This window comes from Acidicapsa acidisoli (assembly GCF_025685625.1).
GTDB classification, from domain to species: Bacteria; Acidobacteriota; Terriglobia; order Terriglobales; family Acidobacteriaceae; genus Acidicapsa; species Acidicapsa acidisoli.
The window spans coordinates 1-22202 of the sequence record NZ_JAGSYI010000004.1 but is presented as its reverse complement, the minus strand read 5'-3'; the positions used below and the strand labels follow the sequence as shown (position 1 = coordinate 22202).

General features: G+C 54.6%; 16 protein-coding genes and 2 pseudogenes. 7 read left to right on the top strand and 11 right to left on the bottom strand.

From position 1 onward, the window contains the following. Nucleotides 1–96 precede the first annotated feature (96 nt). From OHL23_RS22095 to OHL23_RS22085, 3 genes are all read right to left on the bottom strand, one after another. Nucleotides 97–1557 (bottom strand): efflux transporter outer membrane subunit, encoded by a 1461-nt coding sequence (locus OHL23_RS22095; RefSeq protein WP_263354163.1) that lies wholly within the window; start codon nt 1555–1557, stop codon nt 97–99. Then, a complete protein-coding gene (locus OHL23_RS22090; RefSeq protein ID WP_263354162.1) occupies nt 1554–2762 on the bottom strand; it encodes an efflux RND transporter periplasmic adaptor subunit in 1209 nt (402 codons plus the stop codon). The genes OHL23_RS22095 and OHL23_RS22090 overlap by 4 nt, the downstream gene beginning before the upstream one ends. 123 nt (nt 2763–2885) lie before the next feature. Beyond that, on the bottom strand, nt 2886–6068 hold the full coding sequence (locus OHL23_RS22085) for an efflux RND transporter permease subunit (RefSeq protein WP_263354161.1): 3183 nt from the start codon (nt 6066–6068) through the stop codon (nt 2886–2888). Between the two features lie 153 nt (nt 6069–6221). On the opposite strand from OHL23_RS22085, the gene OHL23_RS22080 reads away from it, so the two are divergent. Next, nucleotides 6222–7115, top strand: coding sequence for a LysR family transcriptional regulator (locus tag OHL23_RS22080; protein WP_263354160.1), 894 nt, complete (start codon nt 6222–6224; stop codon nt 7113–7115). 762 nt (nt 7116–7877) lie between these two features. Here the strand turns inward: OHL23_RS22080 and OHL23_RS28990 are convergent. Beyond that, nucleotides 7878–8465: a LysR substrate-binding domain-containing protein gene (locus OHL23_RS28990; RefSeq protein WP_396127402.1), complete on the bottom strand. Its 588-nt coding sequence runs from the start codon at nt 8463–8465 to the stop codon at nt 7878–7880. A gap of 24 nt (nt 8466–8489) precedes the next feature. Then, nucleotides 8490–8792: a LysR family transcriptional regulator gene (locus tag OHL23_RS22075; RefSeq protein ID WP_263354159.1), complete on the bottom strand. Its 303-nt coding sequence runs from the start codon at nt 8790–8792 to the stop codon at nt 8490–8492. Between the two features lie 130 nt (nt 8793–8922). Between OHL23_RS22075 and OHL23_RS22070 the strand changes: the two genes are divergently transcribed. Both OHL23_RS22070 and OHL23_RS22065 read left to right on the top strand, forming a co-directional pair. Then, nucleotides 8923–10371 carry an MFS transporter gene (locus OHL23_RS22070; protein ID WP_263354158.1) on the top strand — a complete coding sequence of 483 codons (1449 nt, stop codon included), beginning with the start codon at nt 8923–8925 and terminating at the stop codon, nt 10369–10371. A 700-nt stretch (nt 10372–11071) separates the two neighbouring features. Then, on the top strand, nt 11072–12394 hold the full coding sequence (locus OHL23_RS22065) for an MFS transporter (protein ID WP_263354157.1): 1323 nt from the start codon (nt 11072–11074) through the stop codon (nt 12392–12394). 719 nt (nt 12395–13113) lie between these two features. On the opposite strand, the gene OHL23_RS22060 is transcribed toward OHL23_RS22065, so the two are convergent. Beyond that, nucleotides 13114–14031: a LysR family transcriptional regulator gene (locus tag OHL23_RS22060; protein ID WP_263354156.1), complete on the bottom strand. Its 918-nt coding sequence runs from the start codon at nt 14029–14031 to the stop codon at nt 13114–13116. A gap of 130 nt (nt 14032–14161) precedes the next feature. On the opposite strand from OHL23_RS22060, the gene OHL23_RS22055 reads away from it, so the two are divergent. From OHL23_RS22055 to OHL23_RS22040, 4 genes are all read left to right on the top strand, one after another. Continuing rightward, nucleotides 14162–14923: an MBL fold metallo-hydrolase gene (locus tag OHL23_RS22055; protein WP_263354155.1), complete on the top strand. Its 762-nt coding sequence runs from the start codon at nt 14162–14164 to the stop codon at nt 14921–14923. After that, the gene (locus tag OHL23_RS22050; protein ID WP_263354154.1) at nt 14920–15189 is read left to right on the top strand and encodes a hypothetical protein; all 270 of its coding nucleotides are present in this window, start codon (nt 14920–14922) and stop codon (nt 15187–15189) included. Before OHL23_RS22055 ends, OHL23_RS22050 begins: the two co-directional genes overlap by 4 nt. A gap of 61 nt (nt 15190–15250) precedes the next feature. Then, nucleotides 15251–16054 (top strand): alpha/beta hydrolase, encoded by an 804-nt coding sequence (locus tag OHL23_RS22045; protein WP_263354153.1) that lies wholly within the window; start codon nt 15251–15253, stop codon nt 16052–16054. Between the two features lie 40 nt (nt 16055–16094). Further along, nucleotides 16095–16733: an FMN-dependent NADH-azoreductase gene (locus OHL23_RS22040; RefSeq protein ID WP_263354152.1), complete on the top strand. Its 639-nt coding sequence runs from the start codon at nt 16095–16097 to the stop codon at nt 16731–16733. Nucleotides 16734–16827: 94 nt separating this feature from the next. Here the strand turns inward: OHL23_RS22040 and OHL23_RS22035 are convergent. From OHL23_RS22035 to OHL23_RS22010, 5 genes and pseudogenes are all read right to left on the bottom strand, one after another. Further along, a pseudogene (locus tag OHL23_RS22035) lies at nt 16828–17399 on the bottom strand (integrase core domain-containing protein); the annotation flags it as partial. A gap of 3 nt (nt 17400–17402) precedes the next feature. Continuing rightward, a pseudogene (locus tag OHL23_RS22025) lies at nt 17403–18382 on the bottom strand (IS110 family transposase). Between the two features lie 230 nt (nt 18383–18612). After that, complete coding sequence (locus OHL23_RS22020) at nt 18613–19731, bottom strand: Gfo/Idh/MocA family protein (RefSeq protein ID WP_263354149.1); 1119 nt, start codon at nt 19729–19731, stop codon at nt 18613–18615. Nucleotides 19732–20189: 458 nt separating this feature from the next. After that, nucleotides 20190–21782 carry a DHA2 family efflux MFS transporter permease subunit gene (locus OHL23_RS22015; protein WP_263354147.1) on the bottom strand — a complete coding sequence of 531 codons (1593 nt, stop codon included), beginning with the start codon at nt 21780–21782 and terminating at the stop codon, nt 20190–20192. Then, on the bottom strand, nt 21775–22202 hold a 428-nt coding region (locus tag OHL23_RS22010; RefSeq protein ID WP_263354145.1), incomplete at its 5' end, for a potassium channel family protein. The genes OHL23_RS22015 and OHL23_RS22010, both read right to left, overlap by 8 nt.

Sequence of the window (22202 nt, the reverse complement as noted above, 5' to 3'; positions counted from 1 at the left end):
CCTAAATGATATGAAGCGCAATGAATCTCCATACACATGAAACCCTTGTTTCCTTCGCCCAACACCACCAGATTGCTGTGCATTCCTGCCAGTTGTTTAGGGATTGGGTAAACGTGAGTTATCCCACCCGCCGCCGAGTGCCTTGATGAGAAGTACGCTCGCGTCCAGACGGCGCTGAAGGATATCCAGGTCATTACGTTGATTAGTAAGCGCGGCTGTTTGCCATGTAACGACCTGCAGATATGTATCTACGCCACCTTCATAGCGCGTCTGAAAGAGGTCAAGGGATTGCTCCACGGATGCGGTGGCCTCATGCTGCTGTTGCGCTTCGTTCTCGAGTACGCGCAACGCCGCCAGATTGTCCTCTACCTGCTGAAATGCAATGAGAACTGTCTGACGATAATTTGCGACCGTAGCGTCATATTGAGCGACGGTGATGTTCTTTGTGGCTCGGCGGCGGCCAGCATCGAAGACGGTTTGAGAAAGCGAAGGCCCAACGGCCCAAAAGCGGCTTGGCCAATTGAACCAGTTGAGTGCCGACGTCCCTTGAAAGCCAGCGATAGCACTCAGCGAGAGGGTAGGATAGAAGGCCGCCTGCGCGATACCAATCTGTTCATTCGCAGAAGCCATTCTGCGTTCATCTGCGGCGATATCGGGGCGACGCTCCAGCAAGGCGGCCGGCATCACTCCGGGAACATCCGGCATGACCTGGGAGGCCGGGTCAAGTGGGAACGGCAAGAGTGTAAGCTCCGCGGGAGGCTTACCGATCAGCACAGCGATGGCGTGCTCGTATTGCGTACGCTGCACCTCGATGTCTGTAAGCTGTACACGTGCTTGATCGAGCTGAGTCTTGGCCTGTGCCAGATCCGATTGAGGCGCTGCGCCTCCCTCGAAGCGATCCTTGGTAAGTTCCACTGCATCCTGGTAGGCCTTCACCGTGTCGTCGAGCAACTTTGTCTGCGCGTCTGCCGAGCGTAATCCAAAGTAGTCGATCGCGAGTTCAGCATGCAGGCTGAGCCGGACGCTTTCAAGATCGGCGTCGCTGGCCTGAGCCTGCTCCCGAGCCGATGTCACACCGCGCCGAATTCGCCCCCATAGATCGATTTCGTAGTTCAAATCGACTGGTAGAGCGAAGTTACCCCCGCCGTTGTTTGCGAGATTGTTGGGGAAGTAAGGCTGATTCGCCGAGTCGCGAACTGTGGATACCGATGGCGCAACGCCGATAGTAGGTGCTTCATATGAGCGCGCATAGCCTATCTGCGCGCGCGCAGCGCGAAAGTTGGCCTCTGCCGACTTGAGAGACTGGTTGGCAGTGTCGACCTTAGTCTCAAGCTCATTCAATTGCGCGTCCTGAAATAGAGTCCACCAGTCGCCCTTGAGCTTGGTGTCGCCTGGCTGGCCAGGCTTCCATCCATCGTTTGCGTCAAAGGATGCAGGCGTCGCCTCCTTGAACGAAGGCGCCGTAATGGCGGCCGGTGTCTTGTAATTCGGTCCGACCATGCAGCCGGAAAGAGGCAGCAGTGTCAGCGCAATCGTGATGGTCAGTGCGTTTTTCATTCCGCATCGCCCTTCTCGACGTTCACGCGTTCTCCCTGCGCGAGTGAGTCGGGTGGATTGAGGACGACCTGATCTGCAGGAGCAAGCCCCGAAATAATCTCCACCTTGGCCCCATAGTCCTGCCCGATTTGCACCGGAGCCAGTTGTACACGGCCGTCACGTACCACGCCGACACGCAATCCTTCCTTGCGAAACAGCAAAGTGTTTGACGGCAGCGTCATGGACGAATTCGAGGGTGGAATGGGCAGGTGAATGAACGCATACTGACCCGGGAACAGCTTGTGCTCCGCATTGCTGACATCGACCTCGACGTTCAGAGTTCGACTGGAGATGTCGATCGCATCTGAATTGCGAACGATCGTGCCAGTGAACTTCGCATCTGGAAGCGCGTCTGAGGTGACTGCGATGTGATCGCCGTTATGTACCTGGTTGGCATATACCTCAGGGACGGGAACAAAGAGGCGTAACTTGTCCGTCGAAGCCATATGAAAGAGCTCCAGCTTTGGGGAGTTGATGTCTCCCGCCTGAATCAGCGCTCCGATATCGATGTTGCGTGCGGTGATCACACCATCGAATGGCGCATATACCTTTTCGAACCCCTGCAACTGCTGCAAGCGCCGTACATTGGCCTCAGCCGCCGACAGCACAGACTGGCGAGCGTTGAGGTCACTCGTTGCCTGATCGGTCTCCTGGTGGGAGACTGCATTCTTAGCGAGCAGTTTTGTCCAGCGATCCGCGGTGATCTGTGCAATCTGCTGGTTTGCCTGGGCCGCCGCTAGGTCAGACTGCGCCTGCTGCACCTGTTGGTCAAGCTCTGGCGTTTCGATCTCAGCCAACACCTGTCCGGCGCGGACATGAGTGCCGATGTCGGCGTACCACTTGCGCAAATATCCGCTGGTGCGGGCATAGATCGGCGTATCGATGAAAGCCTGTGTGTTCGCAGGCAGCGTGATCTCCTGCGCAGCCGCGCCTGCGGTCGGGGTTGTGACGGCGACCGAAAGGACAGCATCCTGCCGGGTAGTTGTCGTCAACGTCTCTTCGGCGTGAACGCGTGTACGAATGCCAGTAACAATGAAGGCCCCGAGCGCGACAGCCGCAAGAATGACGCAGATAACTGGGCCGCGTCCGAGTTTCCTCTCGGTGTTGACAGTGATAGGCTGCGCGGTTTCGGTTTCGCGGCCATGGTGGTCATTTTGTTCAGGCACGTCGCCCTCCAGTAAGTGATTCATTGAGTCCTTAACTTCGTCTTGTTGTTGCATCGACTTGTACTCCCTGTACGTTACTTCCAACAATGTCATTCACCGCTTGTGAGCTGACCGTGGCGATCTCTACGCGTGCTGCGGTTGTTGAGCTTGTTCGCGCTGCTTAGGGTCGGCCGGATTCCTTCCTGCACCATGAAGCAGGCCGAAGACCGACGGCACGAAGATAAGTGTTGCCACGGTTGCGCAGAGCAGGCCGCCAATCACGGCGCGTCCCAGGGGAGCATTCTGCTCACCACCGTCGCCGAGCCCCAGAGCCATCGGGATCATGCCGATGATCATGGCGAGCGCTGTCATGCAAACAGGACGAAAACGTGTTGCGCCTGCTTCGATGGCCGCGAGCACAGCATCGCCGTGTTTTGCTAAACGGAGCTTGGCGAACGACACAACAAGGATGCTGTTCGCAGTGGCCACGCCCATGCACATGATCGCGCCCATCAGCGCCGGAACGCTAAGTGTCGTGTGCGTGAGGAAGAGAAAGATGACGATGCCGGCCAATGCCGCCGGAAGTGCGGTAATGATGATGAAGGGATCCAGCCACGACTGGAAATTCACGACGATGAGCATGTAAACGAGGACGATGGCGAAGCACAGGCCGCCGAGCAGCCATGCATAGGAACTTCGCATGGTTTGAACCTGGCCGCGCAAAGAGAGGAACATGCCGCGCGGCAGAGCCTTCTCGTGCCGGTGAACGATGGTTTCCACATCCTTCGCAACGGCGCCTAGATCACGGTCCTGAACTGCGCCATAGATGTCGATTACGCGGCGGATATTGTAGTGAGACACGATGGCCATCTCATGGCCGCGGTGAATCGACGCCAGATCTCCAAGCACTTCCGGGGTTGCGCGGGGCGCTGCGATTGATGAATTGATCGGAATGTTCTGGAGATCCTGAAGGCTATCCATGTGGTACTGCGGAGTCTGCGCGACAAGGTTGTATGTCACTCCGTTCTTGTAGTTGAGAAAGAACATCGGCGTGATCTGAAAGCTGCCGCTTAGAGTGTTCAGCATGCTCTGCGACACGTCGCGGGCCGTATACCCGCCCTGCTCCGCTTTGGTCCGATCCATACTCACGTCGAGCGTCGGATAATCCATCGGCTGCTGAATGCGAAGATCGGCCAGACCCGGCACTTGCCGCAGTTCTGCGAGCATCGAAGTCGCTTGCAGAGTGCTCGCTTCGACGTCATCGCTCTGAAATTGAATGTCGATGGGAGCTGGCAGGCCGAAGTTCAAAGTCTGTGTCGTGATATCTGCCGGGAGAAAGTAAAAATGCGTTCCGGGAAACTCTCGTGGGAGGTCTCTGCGCAGCTCTCGCACATAGTCCGCTGTAGGGTGATGCTTCTCATTCAAGCTGACCATGATGTCACCATCCTCCGCGCCGACGAGGCCGGATGTGCTGTGCATCGTGTTGTACGGGCTGTAGGGGAGGCCAAGATTGTCGAGGATGTTGTTGAGTTCCTTACCCGGAATCTTGCTCCGGATCGAGGCTTCGACCTGATCGGCTAAACGCGCGGTCTCTTCGATACGGGTCCCTGTTTTTGCACGAACGTGCAGGATGAATTCGCCGGAGTCTGTATCGGGGAAGAAGTCCTGACCGAGGAACGGCACCAGCAGGAAAGCACAGAGGCAGGCACAGAGGAATGCTGGAACAAAGACCTTGCGGGAAAGGACGAGCCTCGTAAGCAGCACCTGATACACGGAGCGCACCCGCTCAAACCCGTTCTCGAAACCACGCTGGAAATGAACCAGGGGATTTCTGCTTGCACCATGCTGCTTAGCCCGGAGCAGGTACATAGCGAGCGTCGGCACGAGTGTACGCGACAGAATGTAGGAGGCGATCATCGCGAACATGACTGCCTCGGCCAGCGGCGCGAAAAGATAGCGGGAGACGCCCTGAAGGAAGAACATGGGCAGGAAGACGATGCAGATGCAGAGGGTGGAGACGAGCGCCGGCACAGCAATCTGCGCGGCGCCTTCGAGGATGGCCTCGTGCAGCTCATAACCATCTTCCAGGAATCTCTCAATGTTCTCGATCGTCACGGTGGCGTCATCGACCAGGATGCCGACAGCCAGGGCGAGTCCGCCGAGGGTCATCGTGTTGATCGTCTCTCCAAGCATGCCGAGGATGATCACGGAACTAAGAATGGAGAGCGGGATCGAGATAGCGATGATGACAGTGGATCGCCAACTGCCCAAGAACAGCAGAATCATCAGGGCAGTAAGTGCTGCAGCAATCACAGCTTCTCGAATTACACCGGAGACTGCCCCGCGTACAAATACGCTCTGGTCGCTTAATGGCGTGATCTTGAGGTTGGGTGGAACGATTTGCGCTACGCGGGGAAGCAAATCGCGTATGCCTTTTACGACGCTCAAAGTCGATGCATTTCCGGCTTTGAGAACGCTGATCAGCACTCCGCGGCGACCATCCTGCCGTACAATGTTGGTCTGAAATGCCGCGCCATTGCTGACGGTTGCCACGTCCCGTATATAGACGACCGCGCCATCGACCTTCTTGATCGGCATCATGCCGAGCTCGTCGATGGTATGAGGTGCGGCGTTGGTGCGGACGTCGTATTCCTCAGCGCCCACCTTCGCTGTTCCAGCAGGCGCTACCACGTTCTCATCGTTCATAGCCGCTATCAGGTCGCCCGGCGAAACGCCTTTCGACTGCATCCTGTTCTGGTCCATGTTTACAGTGATCTGCGGGCTCTGGCCTCCATAGGGAGACGGCAGCACGGAGCCCGGCACAGTGATCAGCTGGGGGCGAACTGCGTTTGTACTCAGATCGGCTAATTGCTGCTCGTTCAAACCTTTACCGGAAACACCAAGTTGAAGAATGGGGACGCTGCCTGCACTGAAATTGATGATCTCTGGTGGCAGAGTGCCCGGCGGGAGTTGGCGCAACTCAAATTGTGAGACGGCGGTAACTTGCGCGTTAGCGGTGTCGAGGCTCGCACCCGGCTGCAGGAAGATCTTGACCACCGATTGGCCGTTGTAGGTTGTCGACTCCATGTGCTCAATGTTGTCTACGAGCGTCGTGGCTACCTTCTCGAATGGAGTCGTGAGCCGTCCTTCCACTTCTTCCGGATTCAAGCCGGTGTACTGCCAGGCAACAGCTATAACGGGGATGTTGATGTTGGGGAAGATGTCGGTCGGCGTTCTCATGATCATGACCGGACTCATGATCAGGATGAGCAACGCCAGGATGATGAAGGTGTATGGCCGATCCAGAGCTAGTTTAACAATCCACACGGTTGGAGTGCCTTTCCGCTTCCGGCTCTAGCGATCCGCCGGAGAACACGTCGTTGTAATCTTTCGATTCGATTGAAAAATAGAGGACTCGTACATTGTTCCGAACATAACTATCTACAAAACAGATAGAAGGAATTAGATATACTCTTCCGTATGGAACTCAGGCATCTACGCTACTTCAAAGTCGTTGCCGAGAATGGAGGCTTTGCGCGGGCGGCGCGTCTTCTCCATGTGGCTCAGTCCGCCATCAGCGGACAGATTCACGATCTCGAGGAGGAGCTTGGAGTATCGCTTTTTGATCGAGCCAAACGGCAGATCCGTCTTACTTACCACGGCGAACTCTTTCTCAAGGATGCCAAGACTGTGCTGGTCGCCGCCGACGGTGCTGTCGCAAATATGCAGCGATCTCTTCGCGGTGAAATCGGGACTCTGACTATCGGCTTTGGGGTATTCGCTGCCGGGACATATTTCCCGGCCATTATCAAAGAATTCAAGCGCCGCTTTCCGGACGTGCAAGTTTCCCTGGTGGAGATGACACCTGTTATGCATCACAAGGCCCTGCAGGCTGGGACGATCGATATCGCGTTCACTCGGCCGATCCAACCGTCAGATGTCCAAAGTTTACGTTTTGAACTTTTTCAATCGGAGCCACTCAATGCCTTGATGCTCAAGAGTCATCCTCTGGCAAAGAAGCGCAGCATTTTTATACGCGAGCTCGTCCACGAACCATTCATTCTGAATGACCGCAATCATTCGCCGGTCACCTTTGACAAAGTAATCTCTCTCTGTGGGGAAGCGGGTTTTTCTCCGCGGATCGCAGCTACTTCTACGGCGTCGACTGGGATGATCGCGCTCGTCGAAGCAGGAGAGGGCGTCGCCTTATTGCCGCAAGGGTCGGTCGTGCTGCGTGGCAATGAACTGGTGCTCGTTCCGCTCGCCGACCGCATGGCATCCATTGACCTCGTGATTGCCTGGGCTCCCCAGCACGAGAATCCGGTTCTCCGTTCATTTCTTGACGTGGCCCTCAAGAAGCGGAGAAAACCATAACCGGACATGCCGAGACGTGAAAGCCCCTATCCCTAAACCTGGGTGTCAGCGGGATTATGACCAGTAACGCCGGACTTCGGATATTGTGGAGGGCTTTTCAGCTGAGTTTTGGTGCAGGGTACGCGAGACGCCGCAGGGAGAGTTTTTCTTTCGGGGATGCTATTGAGGCCCTACACAGAATGCAAGCCGTCTACTCTGAGTTGAAAATTGAATTGAAGGTAGCGTGGTCGGACTCTGCTAAATTCAGTCACTTTGATGATCAACGGAGACCTCTTGCCTAAGCAGTAAATCTGCCACGACTTGAGATCACGCTGAAATTTCTGCATTTGGCGAACGTGTTATTACGGCAGATGCCATCGAGACGCAGCAACGTCTTCGCTGAAAGCAGAGGTCGTGGGTCCATTGGGGTTGCCAAAGGCTCCTCAGGGCGCTGAACTGTCACGATAGAGGTCAGCTTTCCAAGTGAACGAGTAGTCGCGATCTCGAGCAAGTGATCCAGAAACTTGTTGCAGCATGTCCACCCAAGTCGTGAATGATAAAGGAGATTATCATCTGCCACTTTGATAATGGACACGTATCCGGCGTAAACCGAAGCCCTTGCACATCGCGAATAGGTGCGAGTTATTTTTCCACGATGTGGACTGTTGTATCCGGCATGCGTGAAAGAACTTCAAATGGTCCAGTGAAGTCAATCTGATATGAGACACGAAGTCTGGTGGCTCGGTTCCTCAACACCAATGTGGCACTCTCGTCCAAGCATGCCTAGCCCCTCTTAAGAGAATCGATGGGCGGACGATGTTTTCTTGTTCCTCCGGTAGTCACACTTGCATACCTGCTCCGAAAAGCAGCAGCCAGCATCTTAAGCGCCTCTTGAGAGACTGGATCAGTAACTGTCGAATGCAGAATTACATCCGAATCAGGAAGACGGGGAAGCCCATAGCGATTCCCGACGTCGAAAGTTCCAACCGGAGCGATGCTATTTGCCAATGGTGCGACTGCCAAACCTGCAGAAACCGCTGCCCCGATGGCTGCCATACCCCCTCCAATGAAAACTTCTCTCCAGGGAATACCGGCTTTGTCGAGCAACTTCGTAGCAACAGTGCGTACTCCGCAGGATTTTGCTATCGATGCAAGCCGTAGGGGCTGGCCGGGGATTAGCTCCCACTCAGGAGAGGCAAACCAACCAAATCGTTCCTGAACTAATAGCTCGCCATCACGCCGATCATCCTCTCGCCTGACGATAGCCGCATCGAGCGCCTCTTTATCGAAGGACTCCATGAGGCTAGCGGACGAGTTAATGTGAACCTCGATGATAAGACCGGGATCAAAAGCACTCAGCCTTTGCAGCAAGGTCGGCAATCCTGGGCCTGCTATCTAGTCGCTGATCCCTATTGCAATACGTCGGACATCCGCCGATAAACCGGCAACCGCCCTCTCATGCGCAGTGATGAGGTTTCTGGCTGGTTTGAGGAAGGTCATTCCCTGAGTTGATAGCCGAACGTTTCTCGGCGTTCGATCCAGGAGTCGATAGCCCAGCCTGTCTTCCAAGCGTTTGATCTTGACGCTGATCGCGGCCTGTGAAGTATTAAGGGCCGATGCGGCTTTCGTGAAAGAACAGAGATCGGCCACCAGAACAAATGCGTGCACGGAATCTACATCAAGAGCGCTCATCATCATCCATTTTCGTTATGGCTGATATATTGATCCATATCTGTACATTATTGTTAATCCTAGATAGATTCGAAGTCAAGCATTTGGAGTCTGGCACCGTGGTCGCCGACTAAACATTCCAGACGCCTGAGGACAGATGAGTTCATCGATACAAAAACTACACACCGCGACAATCGAACTGCCAGGCACCACTGTTGAACCAACACGATGGCTGGCCCTTGCGGTATTGCTGACAGGCGCGTTCCTTCCGATTTTGGATTTCACCATCGTCAATCTCGCCTTACCATCCATCCGCCAAAGCCTTGGGGCCACCTCGGCGCAAGTGCAGTTTGTCATCTCCGCATACGCCGCGACTTATGCAGTCATGCTCATCAGCGGAGGGCGTCTTGGCGACCTGCTCGGACGCAAACGAATGTTTCTGATTGGCGTGGCAGGATTTTCCGTAGCCTCTCTTCTGTGTGGATTCGCGACTTCTCCCACGGTATTGATTCTGGGGCGTATTTTGCAGGCTCTCATGGCTACGGTCATGGCACCGCAGGTCCTGGCATCTATTCGCATTTTGTTTCCCGGTCCTGAACAAACGCAAGCCTTGGCGTTATACGGAGCAACGTTCGGGCTAGCGAACATATGCGGTCAGCTATTGGGCGGATTCCTTGTATTCGCGCACCCCTTCGGATTCGCATGGCAATCTATTTTCTTCATCAATATCCCCATCGGCATTGTGGCATTCGTAGGAGCCGTATTTTTTGTCAAAGAAAGCCGGTCTATACATGCAAGAAAACTGGATTTCATCGGCGTCATTCTGCTATCCGTGGCACTTGGCTGCCTTATTTATCCGTTAATCGAAGGACGCGAACTTAGCTGGCCGAGATGGATGATAGGGATGATATGCCTCTGCGTTATTGCACTCCTCGGGTTCATCCGATATGAGATACGCCTGTCAGCAAAAGGTCTCGATCCACTGGTAGAGTTTGCCCTATTTCGGAACCGTCGATTCAGCCTGGGCATCCTAATGGGATTGGTTTTCTACATGTTGTCAGCGTTCTATCTAACCTTCTCTCTCTATCTCCAGGTAGGACTGCACAACACTCCATTCCAAGCCGGACTAGCGATGCTGCCCTTTGCGGTCAGTTTCTTCTTTAGCTCCGTCGCATCCTCTCACACTACCCGCAGGCTTAAGGCCTATGCGCTTCCGGCCGGGTTCGCCCTGCAAGTGATTGGCTTCGGCATCGTTGCGGTCTGTGTTCGGTACCAGTTTCGAGGCATCGAAGAAGGACTCGCGTGTGCGGGGATCGGCTATGGCATTGTCATGCCAGGCATCATCAAGGCAGTCATCGGAGATATCGACGAGCGTCACGCGGGATTGGCCGCCGGCATGGTAATGACAACTCTTCAGATAGGTTCTGCTCTCGGAATTGCCATCGTTGGCGGTTTTTTTTACACCTCTCTCAGCGCGCGAACGGGCTTTCAGGCTTACGCTCGCGCTTTCAGCAATTCAATGGCGATGAATGTGGCACTCCTCGTTCTGGGATGCGCCCTGTCGCTATGCCTGCCCGGCGAAAGCTCAACTACTACTGTGCGCTGAAGTTCTCAAAATTCAGCCAAAACACGGAAAGGAAAACAATGCGCAGTCCTGATCCGCATTATGCAACCCTGCTTGATGCAAGCGACCGGATTATACCGGACTGCGACGTATTCAACCCTTTGCCTGCTCCGGCAAAACTGCCGCACTGCACAATCGCAGCAAGGATGCTCAACCCGTTCAAGACCCGCTCATCGAAATTCCGATTCATGCATTTCGTCATTTGTAATATTCCATTCGTGCTCGAATCGCTGCAATCGAATTCGACATCAGATCTGCAGGTCAGCAATATTTTTGAGGAGAGTTGATCATGTTTTTCAACTACTGAAGTGACAAGCAAGGTAGACGGAGCAGTGGCCCGCAGTTTTCTGGCACAGAGACACAAGGTGCGGGTCGTGGTCCGGGATGCCGAGAAGGGGTATTCCCGATCCGCTCAAGGCTGTGATATAGGAATCGCCAGCGTTGAAGATGCAGCCGGTCTCACCAAGCTTTTTCATGGCGCCGAAGGATCGCCTACTGGCCCTCTGTACGGGTGTCACAGGCGTGGAGCTTCCATCTTGACCGATCGCTGGTATAGGACGCTCCGTTCGAAACACAGCGCCGCTACCTGTCGCTCAAATCCTACTCTATTTGATTGTTGACGCAACCAGGCTCAGCACATATGTCGAGCTTGCAATCGTGCCGCAAGACCGGAAAGGCTTTCATGCAGACCATGACCGTGCCGACATCCCGAGAACTATCAATTTCGGAAGTTCGCATCCTATCGCTCGCGTCGATCGGGGGCGCGTTGGAATTCTACGACTTCGTCATTTTTGTATTCTTCGCTAACGTAATTGGAAAGTTGTTCTTCGCTACGAGTCTACCCGATTGGGTTCGCCAGGCTCAGACGTTTGGTATCTTCGCCGCTGGTTATCTCGCGAGACCTCTAGGCGGCATCGTAATGGCGCATTTTGGCGATACTTGTGGTCGTAAGCGCATGTTTACGCTCAGCGTTCTGCTTATGGCTGTTCCTACTCTTCTTATTGGACTTCTCCCAACCTATCAATCGATCGGACTGGTCGCGCCTTTGCTGCTCCTGTCGATGCGGATCTTGCAGGGCGTGGCCATCGGTGGAGAGGCGCCAGGAGCCTGGGTGTTCGTTGCAGAGCACGCGAGACGCGGACGAGTTGGTTTCGCGATCGGCTTGCTTACCAGCGGCTTGAGCTTCGGCATCCTCCTGGGGTCATTGGTGACGATTTGTCTCAACCAAGTATTCAGCCAGACCGAGATAGCCGCTGGCGCCTGGAGAATTCCATTTCTGATAGGCGGGGTATTTGGATTCATCGCAATGTGGCTGCGCCGCTGGTTAAAAGAGACTCCGGTCTTTGAGGAGATGCGGAAACGTGCAACACTCTCTCGCGAGCTGCCTCTGGGCGCGGTTCTCAAGAATCATGGTCGAGCGGTTGCGACCTCAATTCTCAGCACCTGGATGCTTACCGCCAGCATCGTAGTTGTAATTTTGATGACGCCTTCGCTTGTACCAAAGTTATTTGGGATCGCAGCCGCCCAAATACAAATAGCGAATCTCGTTGCTACTGCAACACTATGCGTCTCTACGGTGGCTATCGGCGCTGCTACAGATCGATTCGGTATTCGCCGTGTTGCTATACCGGTCCTGCTTCTCCTGATCGCTTCAACCTATGGATTATATTGCGGTGCCGCGACTATGCCTTTCGCGTTTCTGCCACTCTATGCGTTGGCCGGAGTCGGCGCTGGCGGATCTGTCCTCACACCCATCATGATGATTCGCGCTTTTCCTGCTTCGATACGGTTCAGCGGGGTTTCATTCTCCTACAACCTCGCCTATGCGCTGTTCGGTGGATTGACACCACTGTTGGTGTCATGGCTGGTACATTTTAACCGGATGGTGCCGGCGCACTATGTCGCGGCGGTGACTGTTGTTGGACTCGCCGGAATATTAATGGCCCCGAATCATGTGCTCAGCGATCTGGATGTAGTTGAGAGCGTGGCACACGCGGTCCCCTAATAGCTCGGATTTCGCAAGGAGTCCCCAGCTGAAAAGACCAGATGACACTTCTCGAAATTCAGTCGTAATCACGTGATCGATTGCAGGGATCTTCTGCCTCCTGCGCTGAAGAAGAACTTGCAACTCGCCGAAGATTGATCGACGGCATGAGGAGAATATTGGATTTATGACGTTTCCTGAGATTGAGTCTCCTGTACAGAACATTTCGACACATCCATCACTTTAACTGAGACTTCCTCGTATCGCGATCGTGGGTACCGGCTTTGTGGGTTCCACAACGGCATTTTGCACTGATGAAGTCAGGAATGGCGGCTGAAATCATACTCATCGATCGAGATTCGCACCGCAACAATTCGCAAGAGTCGAGGCAGAAAATCGAAAAATCAAAGTTCTGAAGGTGCCTGGTGAGCTGACCTGTTTCAAATATCTGATGATCTGGCATCCCAGAGCGAACACCGACGCCGCGTACGCATGGCTTCAGGGCAAGATCCGGAGAATCGGTCAGACGATAAGTTCGTGATCGTTGTAGCGGAAGGTTGCTGCTTTGCGGCGGCAGGATTCTCAATGACTTAAGGGGCGGATTCAATCCAGCGAGGAGTGACTGCTCGAACCACTATGCTCTCATGCAGAGAGCGGAGGGCCCGCAATGGAGTCACCACCGATTCTCAAATTCTCAGCTGCACCAAAAGAAACTTTACCCAAAGTACTCTGCACTAAAGTCAACTTCGGTTGGCATGCAAAGCGTTTCTCGAAAGACCTAACTTTTTTAGAGCGAAGGATCTGAAGTTGTCTACGACTGCCGCTCGAAATCGTTTACTGACAGCGATACCAATTTCAGACATCGGTATCCGGTCTAAAATCTTACAAGCGACTACCGAAGCGACACTATGTTTGACGGCCGATATGGGCAGAATGGAGACACCCATGCCTGAAGCGACGAGTGAGATCAGCGTTGGGATCTCCGCAGCGGACTGGGAAACATTGGGTGCAATCCCAGCTTCGCGAAGTATCCCGAAGATCAAATCGTGAAAGCCAGGGGCATAGGCACGCTCATACCCCACGAAGTCCTGACCAGCCAATTCGCGCAGGCGCACCGTTTTGCTTTCTGCTAGCTTATGGGACGAAGGTACGACGAGCACGAAGGGTTCGCGATGCACTGTGACAACATCGAGGGCCGGGTGCTCACCAATTGGTAGACGAAGAAATCCAATATCAAGCGCCCCGGCGTCGAGCATCCGTATCTGCTCCGCCGTGAGAATATTGCGCAAAGAGAACTCTACTTCGGGATTCAACTCTCTAAACTGACGAACGATATCGGGCACAATCTCCCTTCCAGCAGTTGATATGAAGCCAATTCGCAAACGTCCCAGTTTCCCATTGGCAGTCAGTCTCGCCCTGCGAACCCCTTGCTCCAATTGCGACAGTGCCACAGCGGCATCATCGCGAAAAGCCAAGCCAGCCGCGGTGAGCGTTGTTTTGCGTCGGTTCCGCTCGAGGAGCCGAACGCCGACTTCCTCCTCAAGAGCTCGTATCTGAAGGCTCAAGGCTGGTTGACTGAGATGAATCAACTCCGCAGTACGACCGAAGTGCAGAGTCTCAGTGATAGAGAGAAACGACCGAATTTGACGAAGTTCCATCTCGCTATCTTATTTGCAAAACTCATCACAGACAACAGAACAACCAATGTAACTAATTTGAGGGCGAAACTATCTTACCGGTGTGCAACGAAGAATCAGCCTATTGCACGAAAGGAAGGTCCCAAAGAACATGAACTTTATTCCTTTACGAAAGCGAGCCCCACGCCGCGAAATGTTGCGAGGTTCAGTCACTTTGGCTGGCAGCGCTCTCCTGGCGCACTTCTTTCCCTCGCCGTTGTTCCGCGCTTCCGCGTCGGGCTACGGGCAACAAACGCCTTCTCCCGCAGACCTGCTCGCGAGTATGCGCGCGAAGTTCAACGCGGCTCCCCTCAAAACACAAAGGCTTGGTGCAGATGTCACAATGTTCTCCGGCCCAGGGGGAAGCGTGGTAGTCCTCAACGGCCCCGACGGAAAATTCGTCGTGGACACCTTTGTTGCGCCTGCATGGTCGAGACTCAATGAGGCTCTAGATGGCCTGGGCAACGCGCCAGTGAAGTGCGTCATTAACACCCACTGGCACTTCGACCACATCGACAACAACGCGCCTCTTCACGCCGCCGGAGCCACGATTCTCGCGCACGAAAACACAAAAAGGCGCATGTCAGAGCCACACGATCTGCCGGTCTTATATCGAGGACCAGATGGCGCGCTCGTCGGCTTGCATTTCGACCCTTCGCCGGTCGAAGCCTTACCGCAGCAAACCTTCGCCACCAATTACAAGCTGCAAGTTAATGGGGAAACTCTGGCGCTGCAACACGTTGCTCCCGCGCATACAGACACGGACGTTTACGTTCATTTTGAAAAGGCCAATTTGATTCAGATGGGTGACCTGTTTTCAACTGGATGTATCCCTACATCGACCCCAGTACGGGCGGCAAAATCACTGGCATGATCGCTGCATCCGACAAGATCCTATCGTTGGTCGGTAACGACACCAAGATTGTTGCGGGACACGGTCCGCTTGGTAACAAAGCGGACCTCACGAAATTTCGAGACATGCTGGTCACTTCACGCGATCGTGTTCATAAATTGAAGTCCGCGGGAAAATCCATCCAGGAGGCTGTCGCGGAAGAGCCATTTGCTGATCTCGACCCCATATGGGGCAATGGCATCATTAACAGCGAGCAGTGGGTCCAAATCGTGTATCCGACGCTCTGAGTTCTCTGCAAACTATCCCCAACGATCAGACCAAAGTGTTACAAAGCAAAAAGGAGCACTAATGAGCAATTCGATGAAGCCTGTGCGAGCAGTACGAGGAATCTCTCGGTCCCTCTGCATCGTTCTATCGCTGTTGACCTGCGTTGTGCTGTCAGCGCAGAACCAAACGCATCGCGTTCAAAATATTGTTCTGGTTCACGGCGCCTGGGCAGATGGTTCTGGCTGGAAGGGCGTTTACGACATTCTTGTCAAAGATGGCTTCGACGTCAGCATCGTCCAAGAGCCGGAGACGTCCTTCCAGGACGATGTAAGTGCCGTAAAAAGTACACTTGCACGGCAAGACGGACCGAGCATCCTTGTCGCGCATAGCTATGGGGGAGCCGTAATCACGGAAGCTGGAAACGATCCATCGGCTGTTGGATTGGTATACGTTGCAGCGCACATGCCCGACGCTGGCGAGAACGAAGCGGACGACGGCAAGCGCTTCCCGAGCGACCTCAGCAAGTCTGGTGCAATAAAGACAACCGCAGATGGTTTCACGTACCTCGATCCCGCGCAATTCCATGAGTACTTTGCGGCCGATCTCTCTGTGGAGCAGGCCGCCTTCATGGCGCGATCGCAGGTACTCAACGCTGCGGCGAATTTCAAGGCAGTCATCACGACGGCTGCGTGGCGAAGCAAGCCAAGCTGGATGCTGGTAGCGGGAGCAGACAGAACCATCAACCCTGACCTCGAGCGATGGTATGCCAAGCGAGCTCATAGCCACATGGTCGAAGTCGCGGGCGCCAGCCACTCGGTCTACGTCTCGCATCCGAAGGAAGTTGCTGCAGTGATCGAAGAAGCAGCCCATGCAGTCTCCAAGTAGCTCCAACCCTGCAATAAGTCTCCACCCCCGGAGGGATCAAGTGAAACTTCTCGAAATTCAGTCGTCACCAAGAGGCGAGTCTTCGGACTCGATCACCCTCACCAAATCATTCATTGAGGCGTGTAAATCCGACAATGCCTCGATAGTCGTGGATACGTTGAACGTCTGGCATGAGCGGCTACCGGAGTTTGACTACGAGGCAATTGGAGCGAAGTACAAAGCAGTGAAGCACGAAACGATGACTGAGGCGGAGTCCAACATATGGGAGCGTATTCAATCGTTGATCCACCGCTTTCAGAACGCAGATCGAATCGTTTTAGGAACTCCAATGTGGAACTTTGGCCTGCCTTATAAGCTCAAACACTTGATTGATCTCGTAGCGCAGCGAAACTATCTGTTTGCCTACGACGGCAAACGGTACAGCCCTCTCTTGAACGTGGAAAAGGCAATCGTCGTCTATACACGCGGTTCACGTTTCCTGGAGGGTACCCCTATATCCCCCTCGCGATTCGATCACCAAGCAACCTATTTAGACTTTTGGTTACAGATTGTAGGTGTTCGAGATCTTCGGAGCGTGATTGTCGACAACGCGTGGAATCTAGATCGTCAAGAATCAGAAGTGAGTCTAGCGAAGGGCAAAGCGACTCTGGAAGAACTGGTTGAGTGGTTTCTTCGCTAATAGCAGAGTTGCAGCAACGTGCTTTGCCCCTAATTTGGAGGATCGGAGGAGGGCTCGCTGCATGGCTTGCTCGATGTTTTGTACAGTGGAATTGTTAGTGTGGCGCAGCAGGTTGTTGAGTTATCCCATCGAGTCGGGGGTTTGGGAAAGTGGGAAGCGGTTTTTGCTTGCCACTTTTCCATATCCCGTTTTCGTGTGCTGCCTTGGTTCGCGTTAGCCAAGCTGCAAGTGCTAGGGTCTGTACCCCAGCGAGGGGTGCGGCCTGACGGTGTTGTAGTGGATGCTCCAGCGTTCAGCCAGCAGCCGTATTTTCTTCATCGAGTAGAAGATCTCTCCATTCAATAACCCATCTCTCAGCTTGGAGTTGAAGCTTTTGCAGTAGCCGTTCTCCCACGCAGAACCGGGTTCGATGTACAGCGTTTTGGCTCCAGTTGTCTTGAGCCACTTGCGTAGGTGTCAGGCTACGAACTCAGGGCCGTTGTCGGATCGAAGATGCTCCGGAATACCCTTGATCACCATCACGTCGGCCAGTGCTGCAATCACTCTGGCACTCGACCAGCTTCGATCGCAGCAGATCATCAGGCACTCCCAGGTGTACTCATCGATCAGGTTCAGCATGCGCACGGTGCGCCCATCGTGCTGCGTCCTAGCACTGACGAAGTCGTAGGGTCAGACAGTCCAGGCGATCCGCGCGAGCTTGTTCGCCATGGCGACGACAACGGCGTTCCTGGGAACTCTGGCGTCGAGTGTATCAAGCCTGGCTCCGATCGGTGCTCGGTCGTGCTTGATCCGCAGCACGGCAGCTCATGCACAATGAATCAGGATCTTCCGCAGGTAGACGTTCCCACGCTTGCTGATGCCCAGCGGCTTCTCCCTGCCTCTGGTCGAGTGCTGGCGTGGCACTATCCCCAGCCATGCAGAGAAGTCCTCGCCCTTCCGGAATGCGGCGTCGTTGCCGATAGCGGCAACGATGGCTGCGGCTACTACTGGTCCGATCCCTGGGATCTATCGTATCCGCGTGCATTCTGCATCCGCAGCCGAGATCCGTTCCGGCTCCAGGTTGAGCTTCTCGATCTGCTGCTCAACGAGCTTCCACTTATCCCACAGCTGTCGATCGGGTTCCGCATCTGCGGCGTCAGGTCAGCCTCTGCGTTCTCAAGAACGTCGGCCATGGCAGCCTTGAGATTCGCTGGCCTGTGCGCAAAAACCATCCCGCGCTCGAGCAGAAATGCCCGAAGCTGATTGATCACCGCCGTGCGCCGGGAGATCAAGCGGCGGACCCGGTGGATGCCCTGCAGATCCAGCTGATCATCGGTCTTGATCGGGACAAAGCGCATGTTCTTCCGCTCGACTACCTCGGCGATCGCCTCTGCGTCGATGAAGTCATTCTTGTTCGACTTCACGAACGGCTTCACAAACTGAGCCGGGATAAGCCGGACATCATGGCCCTGCTTGCGTAGTGCGCGTCCGAAAAAATGAGCTCCGGAACAGGCCTCGAGCCCGATCAGAGATGCCGGGAAGTTCGCGGTATAGACCAGAAGTTGGTTCCGGGTGAACTTCCTCCGCACAATCACCTTGCCGGCGGCGCCGAGTGCTACGAGATGAAAGGTCGTCTTGCCTAGATCGATGCCAACCGAGTGTATCTGCATGTCGATGATCCTCCTTCTTAAATGCTGCACCTCGATCAACCGCTTCCGCGCGTGACTCAAGCGGCGGACCATCTTATTAGCCGTCTTGCCGGTATAAAACCGGGTCTCGATGAGTGCCTCGGCGATTATCGCTCATTAAGAACGAAGACGCGCGAGGCTCGGCCTGCTGAAGTGAAGCTTGTTTCTCACTGCCAATCCACACCCGCGCGGCTTTGCTCGTGTATCAGACATTACGTCGTTACTCTTGGGTCGTCGAGGCTCTCCATCTGTTCAAGTAATTTCTGCCGCTCGCCACGTTCGGCGGCGCGCCTTACTGCTGCGATGAGACGAGCGTTGTGAAGTGCGTGTTCAAACCCCGGCGTGGTGTAGGTATCCGAATGCAGATCGCAGACAAGATGCGCGTAGACCTCTGCCACGTTGATCGCTGCATCCGTGAACCCACCGGAGACCGCGGCCCTTTCCGGCGGCGCGAATTGGATGTTCGACGCCAGCTTGAGGTCACCAGCCTGGAAACCATAAGGATGCCCCCCGGTCAAGCTTAGCCACCCTTCCGATCCCCTGATTTCGAAGGTGAAGCGAGCATCCTCCGGCGTGACCCCACCACTGATGTCGGCCGTGAATACGGCGCCAGAACGCGTCTTACCCAGGACGTCGATGTGATCGGGAGTTTCACGCACACTATGACCGCCGGTGTCCGTCAGTTTGACGGCAGGCCATAGGGTCTCGGTCAGGGCGTCAACCTCGATGATTGGTCCGAGGACGGCCTCTATCATATCGAGGGTATGTCCCGCAGTGATGGTCAGCAGGTTTGCGCCGGAGACTGTTTTATTGAAAAGATCATGGGAAGAATGGATCTCCGGGCCGAAGCCGGTGGTGGCTGAGACAATTCTCGCGTTGAGCGGTCGTCCAATCTTTCCGGAAGAAAGTAATTCAGCCGCACGCCGCACGGCCGGATTTAAACGGCCCTGCAATCCGATTGCGGTATGAAGTGAACCGACCGCGTTGGCCATCTCTTCGGCCTCCGCGACAGTGCGTCCGAGAGGCGCTTCGCAGTAGACCGCTTTGCCGGCATCCAGCGCCGCCAAAACAAGTTCGCGATGTGCGGGAACATTTACGGAAATGGTGATGACATCAATCTTGTCATCGTTGATCATCGCGAGCGGATCGGAAAACCAGCGGTTAGTACCGAAGGCTTCAGCCGATTTTCGGGCACTGTGCTCGTTGCGCGTTGCCACAGCTGCGAGCCTCAGGCCGGAAAGGCCGTTGATCGCTGGAACGTGCGATAGGTTCGCCCAGCTCTTTTGTGCGCTTGCACCTACGATTCCGACTTGAATCTGTTTCTGAGTCATTGCTAAATCTCCCATATTTCAAAGTGATGGAATTACCTCAAGGTTCTCCCTCAAGACGATTTGCCCAATGCGGGGCAAGCATAAGAGCCGGTCACAACCGCTCATCCGACGCGCCTCTCAATGTCGCCCGGATCGAGACCGGCAGCTTTCCGAGTTGGCCGCACAGTGCTAAGCGAATGCGCCATCGTGTGTTTCGCCGAACGCCGCTTAACGCGATTGCAGGGAATACAGCGCAAGAATCGCTTAAAGAGCAGGACCGCGACGGATACGACGAACAAAGCGACTACTGCCTCGATCAGGCACAAGCCGTACCACAGCTGTTCCACGTTATCGCCTCCCATGTTCCTCCTTCATCAACCTACCGGCCCAAAATCTCTAATCGGCGCTGTAGCGCTTCTGAAGCGTCCTCAAAGAACGAGAACTGAGACCTGTTGCCTAGCTCCGCATAAAGATCTGCGTCAATGCACTTGGACCTCGCCCGATGCTCCCGGTTTGTTTTTCTCCAGCAGGAAGCACAACAAAAACATCAGAGAGGAAGTCACTGCAAGCAACCAGTAGACATCAATATAAGAGAGGGCTTGGGCCTGCGCGTTGAGTATGCTGTACATCCTGGCAAGCGCTGCCTGTTGGGCGGAGTACAGATCGAAACCAGCATTGGACAGGTGTGTTGCCAGCTCTGCAATGGCTACATTGCACTGGGGTGAACGCGTGTAGACGGCGAGGACGGATTGATGATATTGACTTCGCCGCGCGATCAGCGTGGTCACAGCTGAAGTTCCCACGCTCTGTCCGATATTGCGCATGAAGTTCATCAGGCCTGCAGCAGCATTCGTCTTGTTCTTCGGCACGCCAACATAGGCTGCCATCGTAAGCGGAACGAACAAGAATCCAACCGGCAAGTACTGCACGATCCGCAACCATGTGGCGCCACCAAAGCTAATCAGTAGATCGATGCGCTTGCAGGTTACATACATACCCAAGGCAAGGGTGATCCAGCCAAATGCAAGGATGTGCCGAGCCTGGAATCTTGTTGTGAGACGGCCGACGACCTGTAGAAGAATGAGAAGCAAGATGGCGGCGACCGAGAGCACCATCCCAGCCTTTTGCGCCGTGTAGCCCACAAGGGTCTGCAGAAATTGAGGAAGGAGCACAGTCGAGCTGAATAGAACGATGCCGACGACAAAAAACATAACGCTGCAGCTCATGAAATTGAAGAGTTTGAACAGATGGACATCCACTATGGGCTCTTTGTGGAACCATTCCCAAATCACCAGCGAGATAAGGCCAACTGCGGCGATAATCAGCAGCGTTGTGATGAAATGAGATCCGAACCAATCGTCCTCTTGTCCTTTGTCGAGAGCGATCTGTAAAGCCCCGACAGCGATGGCTAAGATGCCGAACCCTACGAAATCGAAACTCGCCTCCCGACCCTTCTTTCGGACCAAGTAGGGCGGATCTTTGACGAGTTGCGAAACGAGGATGACTGCCAGAACTCCTACGGGTACATTGATATAAAAAATCCAACGCCAGGAATAGTTGTCCGTGAGCCATCCCCCTAACGTCGGACCGATTGCAGGGGCACAGATGGCCGTCACGCCATATAGAGCGAAAGCCAATCCACGCTTCTCGGGAGGGAACGTATCCGCGAGAATTGCTTGCGTCATCGGTTGCAGTCCGCCTCCAAATGCACCCTGTAGCACGCGGAAGAGGAGCAGAAGGCCGAGACTCGGCGCCAACCCACACAGGAACGAGCTGACGGTGAAGAAGGTGATGCAGATCAAGAAAAAACGTTTTCGACCAAGCAGGCTGACTAAGAAACCGCTGATGGGAAGCACGATGGCGTTAGACACGAGATAGCTAGTCAATACCCAGGTGCTCTCGTCATTGCTTGCCCCCATGCTGCCTGCGATGTGTGGGAGTGCAACATTGGCAATGCTTGTGTCGAGTACCTCCATGAATGCAGCGAGGGAGACCACAACCCCGATGAGCCATGGGTTGACCTCCAGCGTCCCGCTTGCATTTTCAACGGAGATCGTTGTTGCACTACTCATTGCTATCTCCTTTCCGGCATCCCTCAACCACTGGAGGCACATACGTGGAGAACAGATAAACGCCAGCTCCGTGTTCTTTATGCGAAGGTCGTTCCTCGCGGTTAATGAGCCGAGTGACAATCGCAAATAGAAGACTCGCCGATATGCCGCACATCAACACGCCGATGATGCTCTCGAGCGGCCCAAGCGTGCGCCACTGCGATGGAAGACTAACGTCGTTGCATCCGAGCGTGGAATAACTACTCGCGGAGAAGTAGATCGCCGAGTCCCACGATGGCAAGCAACGCCAACGATAGAACGTCGCCCACAGCAGAATCTCCAATCCGTGCAGAACGACAACCGCCATTGCCAATCGCACAACCAATGCTGCGAAGCGAAAGGCGCCCATTTTGCGCATATCGCCGCCCAAAGCTCGTTGTA

Bases quoted from the DNA above. Each gene is read 5' to 3' on its own strand.
- OHL23_RS22095 (WP_263354163.1), bottom strand. From the start codon at position 1,557: ATGAAAAACGCACTGACCATCACGATTGCGCTGACACTGCTGCCTCTT.
- OHL23_RS22080 (WP_263354160.1), top strand. From the start codon at position 6,222: ATGGAACTCAGGCATCTACGCTACTTCAAAGTCGTTGCCGAGAATGGA.
- OHL23_RS22075 (WP_263354159.1), bottom strand. From the start codon at position 8,792: ATGATGATGAGCGCTCTTGATGTAGATTCCGTGCACGCATTTGTTCTG.
- OHL23_RS22070 (WP_263354158.1), top strand. From the start codon at position 8,923: ATGAGTTCATCGATACAAAAACTACACACCGCGACAATCGAACTGCCA.
- OHL23_RS22065 (WP_263354157.1), top strand. From the start codon at position 11,072: ATGCAGACCATGACCGTGCCGACATCCCGAGAACTATCAATTTCGGAA.
- OHL23_RS22060 (WP_263354156.1), bottom strand. From the start codon at position 14,031: ATGGAACTTCGTCAAATTCGGTCGTTTCTCTCTATCACTGAGACTCTG.
- OHL23_RS22055 (WP_263354155.1), top strand. From the start codon at position 14,162: ATGAACTTTATTCCTTTACGAAAGCGAGCCCCACGCCGCGAAATGTTG.
- OHL23_RS22050 (WP_263354154.1), top strand. From the start codon at position 14,920: ATGATCGCTGCATCCGACAAGATCCTATCGTTGGTCGGTAACGACACC.
- OHL23_RS22045 (WP_263354153.1), top strand. From the start codon at position 15,251: ATGAGCAATTCGATGAAGCCTGTGCGAGCAGTACGAGGAATCTCTCGG.
- OHL23_RS22020 (WP_263354149.1), bottom strand. From the start codon at position 19,731: ATGACTCAGAAACAGATTCAAGTCGGAATCGTAGGTGCAAGCGCACAA.
- OHL23_RS22015 (WP_263354147.1), bottom strand. From the start codon at position 21,782: ATGAGTAGTGCAACAACGATCTCCGTTGAAAATGCAAGCGGGACGCTG.